This window comes from Actinoplanes sp. GCM10030250 (assembly GCF_042666575.1).
Lineage (GTDB): Bacteria > Actinomycetota > Actinomycetes > Mycobacteriales > Micromonosporaceae > Actinoplanes.
In genome coordinates, this window is the sequence record NZ_JBHTDO010000069.1 from 1 (window position 1) to 15877 (window position 15877).

The following is a 15877-nucleotide window of genomic DNA, read 5'->3' on the forward strand; positions in this document are numbered from 1 at the left end:
GGCGGGGGCGGCGCGGGCGCGGGCGGGCGGGCGGGCGGCGCGGGCGCGGGCGGGCGGGCGGAGCGCGCGGGTGGCGCGCGCGGGTTGGGTGAGCGGGAGGGGGCTAGGCGGGGAGGTCTCGGCGGCGGAGGGCGGCCAGCCCCGTGACGCCCAGCAGCACGGCCACCCCGGTCAGCACGACCAGCGGCACCACACTCACGTCCGACCCCGGCAGGTGCGGCACGTGCGTGAACGGCGACAGGTCCAGCACCCACTGGCTCACCCCGAGCAACGGCCCCACCAGCAACACCAGCAGGCACGCCGCAACCGCGCCCCAGGCCACCGCCGCCAGCCGCGGCAGCACGCCGATCAGCAGCACCGTCACTCCGGCCAGCACCCACACCGCGGGCAGCTGCGCCACCGAAGCACCCAGCACCGGACCCACGTCCCCGTGCACCAAACCCGCCAGCAGCCCTTCAGCGACCAGCGCCGCACCAGGCCCGAGCAGGGCGAACACCAGATGGCTGCCGGCCCACGCGTACCGGCTCACGGATGTCGAGAGCACAGCCTCCGCATGCCCGCTCTGCTCCTCGTCGCGCATCCGCAGCGCCGCCTGCACCGCGTAGCAGGCCGCAACCATCCCGCAGATCGCCGCCGTAGTAGCGAAGTAGGCATCGCTGACCGCCCCCGCCCCACCGATCTTGGTGAAGATCTCGTCGATCCCGCCGGCGTCTTCGGCGATCCGCGTGACGGTGCTGCCGACGGCTCCGAAGATCAGGCCGAGGGCGGCGAATCCGGCGGTCCAGCCGAACAGCGGACCGCGGTGCAGGCGCCAGGCGAGCGCGATGGGCGAGCGCAGACCCGCGGCGGCCGTCGCTGGTCCGAGCCGTGCGGCGAGCAGGCCACCGCCGAAGTCGCGGCGGGTGAGGAGGTACGCGGAGACGGCACCCGCACCGACCGAGAACAGAATCGCGAGCAGGGCGGGCCACCAGGCATTCGTGCCGTACGGAAAGACACGGTGTGCCCACCCCACCGGTGACAGCCAGGAGAGCCAGCCGAGTCGCCCGTCACCGAGGGCCGAGATGTCGCCGCCGAGGCGTAGCACGTACGCCAAACCCAGCGTCATGACCGCGATCGTGCGCGCACCGCGCGCCCCACCACTGAGCTGCGCAGCGACCGCGCCGACGCCGGCGAAGGTCCAGCCGGAGAGCGTGAACACCGCACCCAGCGCGACCGAGCCACCGGCCGGGAGCCCCGCACCGATCATCGTCGCCGTCACGAGGAGTCCCATGATCAGGCATGCTCCGGCCGTCGCGAGCACGGCTGCGGCGAGCGGCGCATAGCGCCCGACCACGGTGGCCCGGATCAGCTCGGTCCGGCCGGCCTCCTCGTCGGCGCGGGTGTGCCGGATGACGGTGAGCAGCGCGACCAGCCCGATCATGACCGGCACGAAGCCGCCCCGCCAGACCGTCAGCTCGCCCAGGCTGGTGCCGTGCAGCGGGCCGTAGAGCCCCACGAACCCGGCGTTCTCCGCGCTGAGCCGGGCGTAGTCGACGCGTTCCTGATCGGTGGCGAAGAGCGTCTTGAAACTGGCGACGTACACATACGGCAGGATGCCGAGCCCGAGAATCCAGAGCGGCATGATGACGCGGTCACGGCGGAGGATGAGCCGGATGAGCCGGCCGTACCCGGTCATTTCTCGCTCCTCGCGTAGTGCCGCAGGAACAGCTCCTCCAGCGAGGGCGGCTGGCTCACCAGGCTGCGCACGCCCGCCGCGACGAGTGCCCGCAGTGCCGGCTCCAGAGCGTCGGCGTCCACATCGAACGCCACCCGGCCGTCGTCACCGGTCAGTTCGTGCACGCCGGTGAGGGACGCGAGCCCGTTCACCGGCCCGGTCAGCTCGGCTCGAATGCTCGTCCGCGTCAGATGCCGCAGGTCGTCTAGGGTGCCGGTCTCCACCGCCTGCCCCGCACGGATGATCGTCAGCCGGTCGCAGAGCACCTCCACCTCGGACAGGATGTGGCTGGAGAGCAGCACCGTACGGTCGCCTCGCTGTTTCTCCTGAAGGATCACCTCGCGGAAGACCTCCTCCATCAGCGGGTCCAGCCCGGAGGTGGGCTCGTCGAGGATCAGCAGCTCCACATCGGAGGCGAGCGCCGCGACGAGCGCCACCTTCTGCCGGTTGCCCTTCGAATACGCCCGGCCCTTCTTCCGGGGGTCAAGCTCGAACCGCTCGATCAGGTCGTCGCGGCGCTTGCGGTCCAGGCCACCGCGCAGCCGGCCCAGCAGATCGATCACCTCGCCGCCGGTGAGGCTCGGCCAGAAGGTGACGTCACCCGGCACGTAGGCGAGGCGTTTGTGCAGCTCTGTCGCGTCGGCCCACGGGTCGCCGCCGAGCAGCCGCGCGGTCCCGCCGTCGGCCCTCATCAGGCCGAGCAGGACCCGAATCGTGGTGGTCTTGCCCGCACCGTTCGGGCCCAGGAAGCCGTGCACCTCGCCGGTGCGCACCTTCAGGTCGAGCCGGTCAAGGGCGGTGACCGCCCCGAACCGTTTGATCAGTCCGTCGACATCGATGGCCTCGGTCATGACACTCCCTCGTCGGATTCGAACCGATCGAGCGCCTTGAACGCCTGGTCGGTCTGTTCGGGAGTGAGTAGCGGTTGCGAGAAGACCTCGATCGACGCGCGGATCATGCGCAGGTAACCCGGGCGGGATCGCACGTCCTCACCGAGCGCGGCCGTCAACTGGTCGCCCATCAGGAACATGCCCATCTTCATGGCGCCCAGGACAGCCACGTAGGCCCGGCGGTCGGACGTCTCCAGATGGGTGCTCGCCAGCCATTGCTCGCCGTGCTCCACGGCTTGCAGGAACATGGCCGAGCCCCGGGGGGAACCGTCCATCAGGGACCGCACCAGATACTGCTGGAGGATCATCACCTCGGGCGTCAGCGGGCCGATCGTCTGCGAGTCGGCGAACCGCATCTGGAGCTGGGCGATCTGCCCCATCGCCCACTCGTCGCAGGCGTCGCGCAGGCCCTCCTTCGACCCGAAGTGGTGCCGGAGGAGCCCGGAGGAGACGTCGGCGGCCTGGGCGATGTCCCGGATGGTGGCACCGCCGATGCCGCGATCGGTGAAGAGCGCGATCGCGGCATCACGGATGCGGGCACGGGCGGTCAGGTCGCTATTGCTACTCACGTGTGTAGCGTACTACACGCGTGTGTAGCTTTAGGCCTTCGTCGATGCCCCATTCACTGTCGCCTCGGTGACAGCACTGCCTTCCAGGCCCCAGCGGGAGAGCAATTCGGCGTAGGTGCCGGACTCGATCAGCCGCTTCAGAGCCGCCTGGAGGCAGTCCCGCAGCGCCTTGTTGTCCTTGGCCACGGCGATCCCGAACTGGCCCGGCTCGTACTGCTGGTCGTTGGCGAGCTGGTAGAAGGCGCTGGTCCGGGGATCGGCGATCAGGTGCGCGGCCGGCGGGGAGTCGATCAGCACCGCGGCCACCCGGCCGGTGCGCAACTGCACCAGCGCGTCCGCGTTCGTCCGGCGGCTGTCAATCTTGATCGGCCAGGCGGCGCACTCCTTCTTCTGGAGCCGCTGGAGGATCTCCTCCTGAAGGGTTCCGTGCTCGGTCGCCACCTTCTGGCCGCAGAGGTCCGACAGTTCGCTGACGTTCCGCGGGTTGCCCTGCTGCACCACGATCGAGGTGCCGGCGTTCAGGTAGTCGATGAAGTCCGCCTTGTCCCGGCGGTCGACCGTGTCGGTCATCGACGAGAGCACGGCGTCGTAGGTGCCGGCTCCGACCTCATCCAGCGCGGTGCTGAAGACACCCACCACCATCTCGGTGCGGATACCGAGGACGTCACCGAGGGCGGCGGCCAGGTCCGGCGAGAAGCCGATCACCGTACGACCGTCGGCCGCGAAATACTCCATCGGCGCGTAGCTGGCGTCGGTCACCAGCCGGATGGAACCGCGGGCGCGTACCGACTGGGGCAGCCGCGCGTGCAGGTCCTGATCCATGGCCACCGCGGCGGTCACGTCGAGGACGCTCTCCTCCTTCTCCGACCCGCCACCTGAACAACCACCGACCGCGAGCACCAGGACCACGCTGGTCAACGCCAAGCCTCGCCGGAAGAACCTCATCTGACTGCCCCCTCGGGTACCGGTACTGCGGAAATTTCTGGCCAGGGCGCCGGGCGCCCGTAGAAGTAGCCCTGCGCCTCGTCACAGCCGGCCGCGGCCAGCCAGTGACCGACCTCGGCCGTCTCCACGCCCTCGGCGGTGGCACGGCTGCCCAGGCCATGAGCGAGCTCGATGACGGACCGGACGATCGCCTGACTCTGCGGATCGCGCATCACGTCGGCGACGAACGCCCGATCGATCTTGATTTCGGTGATCGGCAGGCCCCGGAGGTACGCGAGGCTGGTGAAGCCCGCGCCGAAGTCGTCGACCGAGATGCCGACGCCCAGCTGCCCGAGCTCGACAACGGTCCGCGCCACGGTGTCGGTGTCGCCGGCCAGCGCGGTCTCGGTGATCTCCAGGATCAGCCGGTCCGGCGGGGTGCCGGTCTCCGCCAGCAGGTCCTTGACGAGCTGCGGGAACCCGGGCACCTCGAGGTTGCGGGCCGAGACGTTCACCGACAGCGGCCAGTCCCAGCCGAGCCGGGTCCAGCCCGCCTGCCCGGCGAGGGCACGGCGCAGGACCCACTCGGTGAGCGGCACGATCAGCCCGGAGTGCTCGGCGGCCGGCAGGAACTCGCCGGGCGGGACCAGCCCGCGCAGCGGGTGCTGCCAGCGCACGAGTGCCTCGACACCGCCGACCTCGCCGGACGGGAGGTTGACCTTGGGCTGGTAGAACAGCACCAGCTCGTCGCGTTCCAGCGCGTGCCTGAGCTCGGCCTGCACCACCAGCCACTGGTGCGGGTGGCTGGTCTCGCCACCGGCGTAGACCACGACGTCCGCGGTGCCACGCTTGCCCTGGTACATGGCGGTGTCGGCGCGCTGCTTGAGATCCTGCAACTGGTCGCCGTGCTCGGGATAGAGCGACACCCCGAAACTCGCCTCGATGCTCAGAGGTACGCCGTCGAGCACCATCTCGTCGGAGACCCGGTCGTGCACCGACTCGAGCAGGGCGACCGCTTCGGTCCGGTCGCGGCCCGGCAGCATCAGGGCGAACTCGTCGCCGCCCAGCCGCGCCAGGATGTCGTCCGGTCCCAGCGCGTCGCGCATCCGTACGGAGACGATGCGCAGCAGCTCGTCGCCGGCGTGGTGCCCCAGGGTGTCGTTGACCTCTTTGAACCGGTTGAGGTCGGCCAGCACCACGGCGCCGTTGCCACCGTTGCGCCGGGCCACCTCGAGCACCTGCTCGGCCTGGTCCCGGAAGGCCGTCCGGTTCGGCAGGCCGGTCAGCGCGTCGTGGGTGGCCTGGTACTCCTGGCGGGCCGCGTACCGGCTCAGCGAGCGGGTGGTGCTCCAGGCGAGCAGCGCCAGCACCAGGTAGAGGGCGATCAGGGCACCGCCAATACGCCACCAGGAACGCGTCATCTGCGCGTGCAACTGGTCGGCGATCGTCTGGTACGGCAGGTACAGCTCGATCACTCCGACGGACTGCCCGGACGCGCTCGCCACCAGCGGCTGGAGCACCCGGATGACGTCGACGCGGCCGTCGATCACGGTGGCCCGCGGATTGCCCGCCGCAGCCGCCTGGAAGTCCGGGTCGGAGGTCGGTACGCCGCCGCTCGTCGAGCCGTCGTCGGAGAAGACCACCCGCCCGGTGAAGCTGCGCAGCCGCACCCGCAGTACCGCACCGCGGAACACGGCCTGTTCGGTCGCCGCCCGCATGCCCTCGACCTGGACGACGGTCAGGCCGTCGGTGATGCCGTCGCTCGCCACCGTCTCACCGGTGTTGAGCGCGGGGGCGATCGCCATCTCGGCGATGACCGCGGCCTGTGCGAGACCCTGGGCCCGCCCCTGGTCGGCGGCGTCACCGCGATAGGTCTGCACCATCATCGCGCCCAACGCGACAACGGGCACCAGGCTGGCCGCGGCGTAGGTCGCGAACAGGCGGGTGCTCGTACGTGCGCCGGGTTGGCGGCGGGCTCGGCGGGACCACATGCGGGACTGATCGGTGCCGGGCACCCCGCCTTGAGGGATTCAGCCCCGCAGCATCGGCACCAATGTCGCGGCGACCCACTGCTCGAGGCTGGTCGGCGTGGTGGTGACCGGCGTGCGCTCCTGCTCCGGTGTGAAGTCGTCACGGATCCCGGCGATCATGCCGACCAGGGCGTCGGCGGCGGCGCCGGAGAGCCCGGCCTGCCGCAGCCCGTCACTCATCGCCCGGTCCGCCACCACGTCGAGGCTCACCTTCGCACCGGTCGCCCGCGAGATCACCTCGGCCACACCCGCCCAGGTGAGGTCCGCCGGACCGTGCACGGCCTGCACCACCGGACCGGACCAGCCGGGCGCCAGCAGCCGGGCCGCCGCGACCTCACCCACGTCCCGCGGATCGACCCAGGGCATCGGCCGCTCCGCCGGCATCGTGGTGGTGAGCCGCCCGTCCCTCAGCTCGTCGAGGTTGCCGAGCAGGTTGGTGAAGTAGTAACCACCGCGGAGCACGGTCACGTCGGCGCCGGTCGCGAGGAACGCGTCCTCGGCGCGGGCGAGGCCGTCGATCAGCCCCGCACCGTGCCGCCGCTCCGCTCCGACACTGCTGATCACCACGACCCGGCGGACCTCGGAGGCCCGCACCGCTGCCGTGCCGCTCTCCACCACCGCGGCCATCTCACTCAGCGGATCGGCCGCGGTGATGTCCTCAGGCGTGACCCAGAGCAGCGCGTCGAGGCCGGCGGTCGCGCCCGTCACGAACGCCCGATCGCTCAGGTCACCGCGCTCGGCGTCGACCTCGCCGGCGATCCCGGGCTCGAGCCGCCCGGGATCGCGCACCAGCACTCGGGGACGCTCCCCCGCCTGGAGGAGCAGTCGTGTCACCCTCGATCCGACGTTTCCGGTCGCCCCGGTCACTCCGATAGTCATCCTGTCGTTCTACCCGGCCCCTGTGACAGGAATCAGGCCTCCGAGGGCGGAGCGGCCGCGCCGGTCATGATCGCCACCGCGTCGGACATGGAGTGCGACTGCGGCGTGATGATCGCGACCCGGCGGCCGAGCCGCTGGATGTGGATGCGATCGGCGATCTCGAAGACGTGCGGCATGTTGTGGCTGATCAAGATCACTGGCAGACCACGATCCCGTACGTCGCGGATGAGCTGGAGCACCCGATTGCCCTCCTTGACGCCGAGTGCGGCGGTCGGCTCGTCGAGGATCACCACCTTGCTGCCGAAGGCCGCGGACCGGGCGACCGCCACCGCCTGCCGCTGCCCGCCGGAGAGCGACTCGACCGGCTGGCTGATGTTCTGCAGGGTGGCGACCCCGAGCTCGCTCATGTGCCGGGCGGCCTCCTCGCGCATGTGTTTGCGGTCCAGCATGCGGAAGACCGATCCCAGGGGACCGGAGCGGCGCTCCTCCCGGCCGAGGAACAGGTTGTCCGCGATGTCGAGGCCGGGCGCGACCGCGAGGGTCTGGTAGACCGTCTCGATACCCGCCGCCCGGGCGTCCATCGGATTGCGGAAGGTCACCGGCTTGCCGTCGAGCAGGATCTCGCCGCTGTCCGGGACGAGCGCGCCGGAGAGCGCCTTGATCAGGCTGGACTTGCCGGCACCGTTGTCGCCGATCACCGCGAGGATCTCGCCGGGCAGCAGCTCCAGGTCGCTGTCGTCGATCGCGACGACCCGGCCGTACCGCTTCGTGAGGCCCCGTGCCTCCAGGACTGGCGTCGTCACGATTTCACCTTCCTGATCCACTGGTCCAGCGAGACCGCGATCAGCACCAGCACGCCGATGGCGAAGCCCTGCCAGACCACCTCGACGCCGGCCAGCTGCAGGCCGTTGCGGAACACGCCGACGATCAGGGCGCCGATCAGCGTCCCGATCACCCCGCCGCGGCCGCCGAAGAGGCTGGTGCCGCCGAGCACGACCGCGGTGATCGAGTCCAGGTTGTACTCGGTGCCGACGTTCGGGCTCGCCGACGCGAGCCGCCCGATCAGGATCCAGCCGGCGACCGCGTAGAGCAGCCCGGCCGTGGTGTAGACCGAGAAGAGCACCCGATTGGTACGGATACCGGCGAGCCGGGCCGCCTCGATGTCGTCACCCGTGGCGTAGACGTGCTTGCCCCAGGCCGTCGAACTGAGCGCGTAGGCGAATAGCCCGAACAGCAGCAGCATGATGATCGACCCGTAGCTGAGCCGGAAGTCCCCGATCGGGATGGACTCCCCGGTCCAGGTCATCAGCCCCGGCATGTCCGCACCGCGAACCGTCTCGCTGTTGCTGACCACCGAGTTCAGCGAGAAGAAGATGGTCAGCGTGCCGAGCGTGACGATGAACGGTGGCAGTTTGACCCGGGCGACCAGCACCCCGTTCAGCGCGCCCATCGCCGTACCGCAGGCGAAGCCGAGCAGCAGGGCGATCGGCCCCGGCATCCCGGCCTTGGTGCACAGCAGCGCCATCAGGATCGACGAGAAGACCGCGATCGCCCCGGCCGACAGGTCGATGCCGGCGGTCAGGATGATCAGTGTCTGGCCGAGGGCCAGTGTCGCGATCACCGTCACCTGCAACAGCACCAGGGACAGGTTCGCGGCGGAGAAGAAACGAACGTTGATGATCGAGAACGCGATGATCGCCACGATCAGTACGGCGAGCGGCCCGAGCACCGGATTGCCGTGCAGCAGTTGCTGCACGCGCAGGCCGAACGAGTCGTGACGCCGGGTCTCGAAGTCCGCGGAGGTGGTAGCAGTCATTCTCAGCCCCAGCAGTTCTGCTTGCCCCACGCGGAGTCTTTCGCCTCCACGCCGGCCTGCGGGTCGTCGGTGATCAGTTCGACGCCGGTGTCCACGAAGTTCTTTCCGGCGGTGTTCTGCGGCACGGTGCCGTCCTTGGCGTACTGCGCGATCGCCTCGACACCGAGCTGCGCCATCTTGATCGGGAACTGCATCGAGGTCGCGCCGATGACGCCCTTCGCGACGTTGTCGACGCCCGGGCACCCGCCGTCGACCGAGACGATCGTGACGTCCCGGTCCCGGCCGGCGGCCTTGATGGCCTCGTACGCGCCGGCCGCGGCCGGCTCGTTGATCGTGTAGACCAGGTTGATCGACGGATCCTTCTGCAGCAGGTTCTCCATCGCGGTACGCCCGCCCTCCTCGTTGCCGTCGGTGACGTCGTGCCCGGCGATCCGCGGGTCGTTCTCGTCCCCGATCCGGGCGGCGTCGGCGACGTCGATACCGAAGCCCTCCATGAAGCCCTGGTCACGCTGCACGTCGACGGAGACCTGATTGGCGTTGAGGTCGAGCATCGCGATCTTCGCCTGGGTACCGGCCTTGTCGAATTTCGCCTTGGCCCACAGCCCGATCCGGCGGCCGGCCTCGAAGTTGTCGGTGGCGAACGTGGCGTCCGCCGCATCGGGTGGATCGACAGGCGTGTCCAGCGCGATGACCAGCATGTCCGCCTCGTGTGCCCGGTCGATGGCGGGCACGATCGCCTTGGAGTCGTTCGGCGTGATCAGGAAGCCCTCGGCGCCGAAGGAGATCAGGTTCTCGATCGCGAGCACCTGCGCCTCGTTGTCGCCGTCCACCTTTCCGGCGAAGGTCTGCAACTCCACGCCGTGCTGGGCGGCGGCCTGCTGGGCGCCCTCGCGCATGGTCACGAAGAACGGGTTGGTGTCGGTCTTGGTGATCAGTCCGACGATGGGCTCGCCGGTACCCCGGTTGCAGGCGGTCAGGCCCGCGAGCAGCAGGACCGCACAACCGGCGGCCGCGGAAAGCCTTGATCGTTGACGCATGCCTCCTCCGGACGTCGAGCGACGAAACATCGAAAGACAACGTTGTCTTGGAGTAGACGCCCACCCCTGATGAGTGTCAACAATGAGTTTCCGACGTGTAGCGCCGAGTGATCATGGGAGTGGCCATGGCGCGGCCGACGATGAACGACGTAGCCCGTACCGCCGGCGTCAGCCTGAAGACCGTGTCCCGGGTGGTCAACGGCGAGCCGACGGTCACACCCGACCTGGCGGCCCGGGTGCGTGCCGCTGTCGAGTCCCTCGACTACCGGCCGCATCTGGGTGCCAGCATGCTGCGGCGGCGGGATCGGCGTACGCGGACGATCGGTGTTCTTCTCGAGGACGTCGCGAACCCGTTCTCGGCGGCTCTGCACCGGGCGATCGAGGACGAGGCCCGGGCTCGTGGCGTGCACGTCCTCACCGCGAGCCTGGACGGGGACGAGCGTCGCGAACGCGAGCTGGCCCGCGCGTTCCGGCAGCGGCAGACCGACGGGCTCATCCTCGTGCCGACCGCTTCCGACCAGTCCTATCTGGACCGGCTGAACGGCACGCCGGTCGTCTTCGTGGACCGGGTGGGCACCGGGTTCCCGGCCGACACGGTCGTCTCCACCAACGTCGCGGGCGCCGCCGGCGCGGTACGGCACCTCCTCGCCCACGGACACCGGCGCATCGCGTTCCTCGGCGACCACCAGCGCATACCGACCGCACGCGACCGTCTCCGCGGTTATCTCCAGGCGCTCGGCAACCGGGCCGGACCGGTGCTGCACGACGTGCACGGCGAGGCCGCCGCCGAACGCGCGACGCTGAGCCTGATGCGCCGCGCCGACGCACCCACAGCTCTGTTCACGAGTCAGAATCTGATCACCGTGGGAGCGGTCCGCGCACTACGCCGCCTGGGCCTTCGAGGCTCCGTCGCCCTGGTCGGCTTCGACGACTTCCCGCTCGCCGACCTGCTGGAACCGGCGGTCACCGTGGTGGCGCAGCATCCGGCCCGGATGGGCAGTGCGGCCGCCGGCGCGCTCTTCGAGCGCATCGACGGCCGCGACGGCCCGCCGCGCGAGATCCGGGTGGCGACGACCCTGATCCCGCGCGGCAGTGGTGAGTTACGGATCAGGGAAAATTGACGAGGTACGACGGTACGGTCGCCGTGCCCTGAGCCGGTCCACCGGTGTTGTTGACCACGTGGTCGATGACCCCGTTGCCACCCAGCGAGACAGTCAGCAGGTTGTGCAGCTTCACGCCGGAGTTCACCGGCACCTCGAAACCGCGGTCGGCGTGGATCGACGGGTTCACGTTGAAGTAGCAGTAGCTACCCATGCCCCACGCCTCGTGGTTGGTCACGCTGTCCGCCACCTTGTACGCCGCATACCCGTTCGCACCGGTCCGCCAGGCGGCCTGCGTCGGCGGGTCGTACGGCTTCTCGTTCTGCAGGAAGTAGGTCCGGCCGCCGTTGGCGTTCCACTGGACCTCGTACTTCTGGTAGTGCTCCACGAATAGCCCGTACGCCGTGACGTTCTGACCGTTGACGATCAGCCCGCTGTCGGCCGTGTTGATGGTCCATCCGTAGGTGCCGGCGTTGCCGTGGTCGGCCCGCCACGCCCAGATGTGGTCGATGATCACGTTGTTGCTGTTGACCAGCAGGCTGTTGGTGGCCTTACCGGCGATGTAACCACCGATCCGGAAGAACACGTCCTGAACCGTGGTCGGGTTCGCGGCGTGGTTCGCGTTCGACCCGTTCGGGCCGAGCACCAGCAGGTTCGCCGAGTTGGTGGTGCCCGCGTCGAAGAGCACGCCGGCGATCTTCACACCGTCCACATCGGCCACCTGCATCGGGGTGACACCGTTGTCCGGGATGATCGTCGCGTACCCGAGGCCCAACACCACGGTGTTGGCACGGTTCACGTTGATCGTCTGGTTCACGTGGTAGATGCCCGGCTGGAAGATCAGGTTGAGGCCCGAGGCGAGGGCCGCGTTGATCGTCGCCGCGCTGTCACCCGGCTTCGCCACGAAGAACTGGCTCAGCGGGATGCTGGTACCCGGCGTGTTGCCGTTCGCCCAGCTCACACCCGAGCTGTTGGTACGCAGCGTGGGCACGAAGACCGCGAACTGGCCGCCCGTCTGGTACAGGTACGGCTTCTCCCGGATCACCGGCGTCTGACCGATCGTGGTGTACGGCGGGTTCGGGAACGTCTGTGCCGGAGCGCCCTGGACACCGACGAACATCTGGTTCCAGACGGCGTTGGTGTTCGAGGCGATCTGGCTGTTCCGGGTGAACCACTGCTGCTGCGAGTACTGACCCTGGGTCCCGGTGATCCGGGAGTCGGAGATGTAACCGCCGGAGGCCCAGCCGTACCCGTTCGGCGCCAGGTTCAGGTTGCCCTGGATGTCCATCCGCCGGAACGGAGCGGCCTGCGAGACGGCCCAGCGGTTGGTCCCGTTCACCGGGTTGACCTGGATGTTCTCCACCGAGCGCCAGAAATTCTGGGTGGCGTTGCCCTGGAACCAGCCGGCGTCGACGGTGATGTCACCGTTGATCCGTACGTCCTGCGGGTTCTGGCCGAGACCGATCACCGAGGTGTAGAACCCGACCTGGATGTTCAGGCCGTTGTAGGTGCCGGGCTTGAAGGCGAGCACGTACCGGCCGGTGCCGAACTGCGCCTGCTCCTGCTGCTGGAAGATCGCGTCGGCCTGGGCCTGGATGCTCGCGGACGACATCGACGGGTCGAAGACGACCACGTTGGCGCCGAGGCTGCCACCGCCGGGGACGCTGGTTCCGGACTCGCCGAAGACCTTGAACTCGAACAGGGAGTATCCGTAGCCCGTGGTGCGCTGCGTGCCGTACATCCGCACATAACGGCCGTTGCCGCTGACCGACAGCGACTGATTTCCGCCGGTCGCGGTGGTGGTCGAGTAGACGGTGCTCCAACTGGAGGCGTTGTCCGAGACCTGGATCTGGAACGCCTTCGCCGCGGCGGTCTCCCAGTTCAGCTCGACCCGGGTGATCGCCTGCGAGCTGCCCAGGTCGACCTGGAGCCACTGCGGGTCGGAGAACGCCGACGACCAGCGGGAAGCGGTGTTCCCGTCGACGGCTTCGGAGGCCAGGTAGACGCCGGCGGCCTCGGTGGAGGAGGCAGTGGCGGGCTTGCCCTGCGACAGCAGGACCTCGGCGGCACTCGCGCCGCTCGCTGTGATGGTGGTGAACCCGGCCACCATGGCGGTTACCAAGCCGCCGATGGCGGCCAGCCGCCAGGGGGAACGTCTCATCGCTTCTCCTCGGGGAACGGGACGGGCGGTCCTGCACTCTCGGGAAGCGCTTCAACGAATCTTGGGAGAGCGCTTCCCGGCCGAACGTAAGGAGAGTGACGAATTGATGTCCATAGTTCGCAACAGTTCCGGAACCGGGCCGTCACATGCCGTCGCCTGCCGCGAAATTCGAGGCAGCGGGCTTCAGCAGGGATTACAGGCTCTGATAACAGCGAAGCCGGAACCGGTTCCGGCGCCGCGTGCGAGAACGCCCACTGCATCCCAGGCAAGGACAATTAGGATCGAACTATGCGGCTTGTGCTGACCACCGACACGCACGTTCCGAAGCGGGCGCGCGACCTGCCGGCTGAACTGTGGACGGCGATCGACGCGGCAGATGTGGTGATCCATGCCGGTGACTGGGTCGACGTGTCGCTGCTGGATGCCATTGAGCAGCGGTCACGTCGGTTGATCGCCTGCTACGGGAACAACGACGGTCCGGCGCTGCGTGCCCGGCTGACCGAAATTGCCTATGCCACGCTGGACGGATTGCGCCTTGCTGTGGTGCACGAGACCGGGGCGGCTACCGGGCGAGAGGTGCGTTGCGGGAAGCGCTTCCCCGATGTGGATGTGCTGGTTTTCGGGCATTCCCACATCCCGTGGGACACCATCGCGCCCAGTGGGTTGCGACTGCTCAACCCCGGGTCACCTACCGATCGGCGGCGGCAGCCGCACCACACGTTCATGACGGCAAGGGTGGCGAAGGGCGGACTGCACGACCTGGTGCTGCACCGTCTTTGACCGCACCGTCTTTGACCGCACCGCTCGCTAACGCAAGCCGCCCCCGCGAGCGCAAGGCTCACGGAGGCGGTGTTGAGCGAACGGATCAGCCGAGGTCGACGGTCGGGTAGAGCGGGAACGGCGCGAGGAGCTCGGAGGCCTGCTTGCTGATCCGGTCGGCGAGGGCCGGGTCGAGCGTGAACTTGGCCTTGGAACCCTCGGCCGGGATCGTGCCGGTGAGCACCGTGTGGATCAGATCGGCGATCTGATCCATTTCGGCCGTACCGAGGCCGCGGCTGGTGAGGGCCGGGGTGCCGACGCGGATGCCGGAGGTGTACCAGGCACCGTTCGGGTCGTTCGGGATAGCGTTGCGGTTGGTGACGATGCCGCTGTCCAGCAGGGCCTGCTCGGCCTGCCGTCCGGTGATGCCGAACGGGTGCACGTCGAGCAGCACAAGGTGGTTGTCGGTACCGCCGGAGACCAGCTGCACACCACGCTTCGTGAGGCCCTCGGCGAGAGCCTGACTGTTCGTGACGATCTGCTGGGCGTACGTGCTGAACTCGGGCCGGCGAGCCTCGGCGAAAGCGATCGCCTTGGCGGCCATCACGTGCGGCAGCGGGCCGCCGAGCACCATCGGGCAGCCGCGGTCCACCTGGCTCGAGAGCTCCGGCTGGCAGAGGACCGCACCACCGCGCGGGCCGCGCAGGCTCTTGTGGGTGGTGGTGGTGACGATGTGCGCGTGCGGGATCGGGTTGTAGTCGCCGGTGAAGACACCACCCGCGACCAGGCCGGCGAAATGCGCCATGTCGACCATGAACGTGGCACCGACCTCGTCGGCGATCTCGCGCATCTTCGCGAAGTTCACCTTCCGGGGGTACGCCGAGTAGCCGCCCACGATCACCGCAGGCTTGAACTCCTTCGCGGTCTCACGCAGCGCCGCGTAGTCGATCTGCCCGGTGGACGGGTCGACACCGTAGCTGCGCTGGTCGAACATCTTCCCGGAGATGTTCGGCCGGAACCCGTGGGTGAGGTGACCGCCGGCGTCCAGGGACATGCCGAGCAGCCGCTGGTTGCCGAAGGCCTGACGCAGCTCGGCCCACTCGGCAACGGTCAGGTCGTTGATCTGCCGCTTCTCGAACTTCTTCAGGTACGGCACCTCGACGCGGTCGGCCAGGATCGCCCAGTAGGCGACCAGGTTCGCGTCGATACCGGAGTGCGGCTGCACATAGGCGTAGGGAGCGCCGAACAGGGCCTTGGCGTGCTCGACGGCAACGGACTCGACGGTGTCGACGTTCTGGCAACCGGCGTAGAAGCGGCGGCCGATCGTGCCCTCCGCATACTTGTCGGAGAGCCAGTTACCCATGGCGAGCAGGACGGCCGGCGAAGCGTAGTTCTCACTCGCGATCAGCTTCAGCGACTCCCGCTGGTCGGTCAGCTCCTTCGCGATCGCGTCTGCAATGCGCGGTTCGACGGAGCGGACCACCTCGAGGGCGGAGCGGAAAGCGGTGGACTCGGCGTTCAACTCAGGCATGGGACCTCCCTATCACGTAGCGAAGAGGCCCAGGCGCACGGCAAGTCGTCGTCTCGACGGAGCCGCTCCCCGATGGTCAACCATCCGAACGCGCCAGTCACGGCCCACCCCAGCATACCGGCCCCCCTCCCCCGCCGCCCTCATCGCCCGCCCAGCGCCAGCCAAGTAACCCAGCTGGCCGTGAGCGGGGCCTTTCCGCCCGCAAGGCCCCCCTGGGCGCCAGCCGGGTGAGCCAGCTGGGCGCGAGCGGGGCCTTTCCGGCCGTGAGGCCCCCCTGGACGCCAGCCGAGTAACCCAGCTGGCCGTGAGCGGGGCTTTTCCGGCCGTGAGGCCCCCCTGGGCGCCAGCCGAGTTGACCGTTTTTGGGCAAAAAGAAAGGCCCACCCCGGACGGGGTGGGCCTTTCTTTCATGTTTGAGTCCGGCGGCGTCCTACTCTCCCACACCCTCCCGAGTGCAGTACCATCGG

The 15877-nt window shown here is 69.1% G+C and carries 13 protein-coding genes and 1 riboswitch; of the genes, 2 read left to right on the plus strand and 11 right to left on the minus strand.

Annotated features, from left to right (window positions below):
• Positions 1 to 103: 103 nt before the first annotated feature.
• Genes ACFQV6_RS43500 through ACFQV6_RS43540 form a run of 9 tightly spaced genes read right to left on the minus strand, consistent with a single transcriptional unit; the run spans position 104 to position 9859 of the window.
• The gene (locus ACFQV6_RS43500; RefSeq protein ID WP_378033606.1) at positions 104 to 1675 is read right to left on the minus strand and encodes an ABC transporter permease; all 1572 of its coding nucleotides are present in this window, start codon (positions 1673 to 1675) and stop codon (positions 104 to 106) included.
• The gene (locus ACFQV6_RS43505; protein WP_378033607.1) at positions 1672 to 2565 is read right to left on the minus strand and encodes an ATP-binding cassette domain-containing protein; all 894 of its coding nucleotides are present in this window, start codon (positions 2563 to 2565) and stop codon (positions 1672 to 1674) included. The genes ACFQV6_RS43500 and ACFQV6_RS43505 overlap by 4 nt, the downstream gene beginning before the upstream one ends.
• On the minus strand, positions 2562 to 3173 hold the full coding sequence (locus ACFQV6_RS43510) for a TetR family transcriptional regulator (RefSeq protein WP_378033608.1): 612 nt from the start codon (positions 3171 to 3173) through the stop codon (positions 2562 to 2564). Before ACFQV6_RS43510 ends, ACFQV6_RS43505 begins: the two co-directional genes overlap by 4 nt.
• A 30-nt stretch (positions 3174 to 3203) precedes the next feature.
• Positions 3204 to 4082: an ABC transporter substrate-binding protein gene (locus tag ACFQV6_RS43515; protein ID WP_378033618.1), complete on the minus strand. Its 879-nt coding sequence runs from the start codon at positions 4080 to 4082 to the stop codon at positions 3204 to 3206.
• Between the two features lie 32 nt (positions 4083 to 4114).
• A complete protein-coding gene (locus ACFQV6_RS43520; protein ID WP_378033609.1) occupies positions 4115 to 6088 on the minus strand; it encodes a putative bifunctional diguanylate cyclase/phosphodiesterase in 1974 nt (657 codons plus the stop codon).
• 39 nt (positions 6089 to 6127) lie between these two features.
• Positions 6128 to 7006, minus strand: a complete 879-nt coding sequence (locus ACFQV6_RS43525) for an NAD(P)H-binding protein (protein WP_378033610.1) — start codon at positions 7004 to 7006, stop codon at positions 6128 to 6130.
• Between the two features lie 32 nt (positions 7007 to 7038).
• Positions 7039 to 7809 carry an ATP-binding cassette domain-containing protein gene (locus tag ACFQV6_RS43530; protein WP_378033611.1) on the minus strand — a complete coding sequence of 257 codons (771 nt, stop codon included), beginning with the start codon at positions 7807 to 7809 and terminating at the stop codon, positions 7039 to 7041.
• Positions 7806 to 8822, minus strand: a complete 1017-nt coding sequence (locus ACFQV6_RS43535; protein WP_378033612.1) for an ABC transporter permease — start codon at positions 8820 to 8822, stop codon at positions 7806 to 7808. Before ACFQV6_RS43535 ends, ACFQV6_RS43530 begins: the two co-directional genes overlap by 4 nt.
• Before the next feature lie 2 nt (positions 8823 to 8824).
• Positions 8825 to 9859, minus strand: coding sequence for a sugar ABC transporter substrate-binding protein (locus ACFQV6_RS43540; RefSeq protein WP_378033613.1), 1035 nt, complete (start codon positions 9857 to 9859; stop codon positions 8825 to 8827).
• A gap of 125 nt (positions 9860 to 9984) precedes the next feature.
• On the opposite strand from ACFQV6_RS43540, the gene ACFQV6_RS43545 reads away from it, so the two are divergent.
• Positions 9985 to 10980 (plus strand): LacI family DNA-binding transcriptional regulator, encoded by a 996-nt coding sequence (locus tag ACFQV6_RS43545; RefSeq protein ID WP_378033614.1) that lies wholly within the window; start codon positions 9985 to 9987, stop codon positions 10978 to 10980.
• On the opposite strand, the gene ACFQV6_RS43550 is transcribed toward ACFQV6_RS43545, so the two are convergent.
• Complete coding sequence (locus ACFQV6_RS43550) at positions 10967 to 13120, minus strand: discoidin domain-containing protein (RefSeq protein ID WP_378033615.1); 2154 nt, start codon at positions 13118 to 13120, stop codon at positions 10967 to 10969. The genes ACFQV6_RS43545 and ACFQV6_RS43550 overlap by 14 nt on opposite strands.
• 288 nt (positions 13121 to 13408) lie before the next feature.
• On the opposite strand from ACFQV6_RS43550, the gene ACFQV6_RS43555 reads away from it, so the two are divergent.
• A complete protein-coding gene (locus ACFQV6_RS43555) occupies positions 13409 to 13900 on the plus strand; it encodes a metallophosphoesterase family protein (RefSeq protein ID WP_378033616.1) in 492 nt (163 codons plus the stop codon).
• 85 nt (positions 13901 to 13985) lie between these two features.
• Here the strand turns inward: ACFQV6_RS43555 and ACFQV6_RS43560 are convergent, their stop codons facing one another.
• Entirely contained in the window at positions 13986 to 15410 is a 1425-nt protein-coding gene (locus ACFQV6_RS43560; RefSeq protein WP_378033617.1) for a glycine hydroxymethyltransferase, read from the minus strand.
• A 20-nt stretch (positions 15411 to 15430) separates the two neighbouring features.
• Positions 15431 to 15521, minus strand: a riboswitch (ZMP/ZTP riboswitch).
• Positions 15522 to 15877 lie beyond the last annotated feature (356 nt).

Excerpts from the sequence above, each read along its gene's own strand:
- ACFQV6_RS43500 (WP_378033606.1), bottom strand. The coding sequence starts at position 1,675 with ATGACCGGGTACGGCCGGCTCATCCGGCTCATCCTCCGCCGTGACCGC.
- ACFQV6_RS43505 (WP_378033607.1), bottom strand. The coding sequence starts at position 2,565 with ATGACCGAGGCCATCGATGTCGACGGACTGATCAAACGGTTCGGGGCG.
- ACFQV6_RS43520 (WP_378033609.1), bottom strand. The coding sequence starts at position 6,088 with ATGTGGTCCCGCCGAGCCCGCCGCCAACCCGGCGCACGTACGAGCACC.
- ACFQV6_RS43525 (WP_378033610.1), bottom strand. The coding sequence starts at position 7,006 with ATGACTATCGGAGTGACCGGGGCGACCGGAAACGTCGGATCGAGGGTG.
- ACFQV6_RS43535 (WP_378033612.1), bottom strand. The coding sequence starts at position 8,822 with ATGACTGCTACCACCTCCGCGGACTTCGAGACCCGGCGTCACGACTCG.
- ACFQV6_RS43540 (WP_378033613.1), bottom strand. The coding sequence starts at position 9,859 with ATGCGTCAACGATCAAGGCTTTCCGCGGCCGCCGGTTGTGCGGTCCTG.
- ACFQV6_RS43545 (WP_378033614.1), top strand. The coding sequence starts at position 9,985 with ATGGCGCGGCCGACGATGAACGACGTAGCCCGTACCGCCGGCGTCAGC.
- ACFQV6_RS43550 (WP_378033615.1), bottom strand. The coding sequence starts at position 13,120 with ATGAGACGTTCCCCCTGGCGGCTGGCCGCCATCGGCGGCTTGGTAACC.
- ACFQV6_RS43555 (WP_378033616.1), top strand. The coding sequence starts at position 13,409 with ATGCGGCTTGTGCTGACCACCGACACGCACGTTCCGAAGCGGGCGCGC.
- ACFQV6_RS43560 (WP_378033617.1), bottom strand. The coding sequence starts at position 15,410 with ATGCCTGAGTTGAACGCCGAGTCCACCGCTTTCCGCTCCGCCCTCGAG.